Source organism: Streptomyces anatolicus (genome assembly GCF_019400875.1).
In the GTDB taxonomy this organism is placed as follows: Bacteria; Actinomycetota; Actinomycetes; order Streptomycetales; family Streptomycetaceae; genus Streptomyces; species Streptomyces anatolicus.
Window position 1 is genome coordinate 1 of the sequence record NZ_WMBF01000873.1, and the last position, 761, is coordinate 761.

Consider the following 761-nt stretch of genomic DNA (forward strand, 5'->3'; position numbering starts at 1 on the left):
CCGCCTGCCCGCTGCCCCACCCGCGGCCTCCTCGTCGACGATCCCCAGCTCACCGGCGAGGCCCCACAGCGCCTGCTTCACCGAGGAGCGGCTGTCGAGGTCCTGTACGCGGCCCGCGTCCACGGCGGCCTGGAGTTCCTTGAAGGCGGCGGGCACGGTGGTGCGGGCCACCCGGGTGCCCGTGACGCGCTCCACCAGGGAGGGCTGTATCTCCGCGCCCTTGCCGTGGCGGTTGACGACCGTGAGGGTCTCCTCGGCCTTGCGGATCTGGAGGCGGTCCCACAGCCGCACCATGCGCTTCGCGGCCCGTACCGCCACCACGTCGGGGGTGAGGAGCAGCAGCGCGTGGTCGGCGAGCTCCACGGCGGCGGCGCTCGCGGCGGTGACGTAGGCACCGCAGTCGACGACCACGACGTCGTAGCGGGCGCGCAGGGAGCCGAGGATCTGGCGGGCGACGCGGTCGGTGACCTCCTCGCCGCGTTCGCCCTCGGCGGGGGCGAGGAGCAGGCCGATGCCGCTCTCGTGGGTGTAGACGGCGTCCTGGAGGACGCGGGGCGTGATGTCGGTGATGGCGGCGAGGTCGACGACCGAGCGGCGGAACTGCACGTCCAGGTAGGAGGCGACGTCGCCGGACTGGAGGTCGAGGTCGAGGACGGCGACGGTACGGCCCGACGCCTGTGCGGCGAGGGCGAGCTGGACGGCCGCGAGGGTCGCCCCGACGCCGCCCTTCGCCCCGCTGACGGTGACGACGGTGCCCGCGC

1 protein-coding gene is annotated in these 761 nt (G+C 74.6%); it reads right to left on the bottom strand.

Annotated elements, in window-relative coordinates; translation table 11 throughout:
- The coding region (locus tag GKQ77_RS33070; protein WP_219692832.1) for a CpaE/TadZ family protein at positions 1–761 on the bottom strand (761 nt) is incomplete at both ends.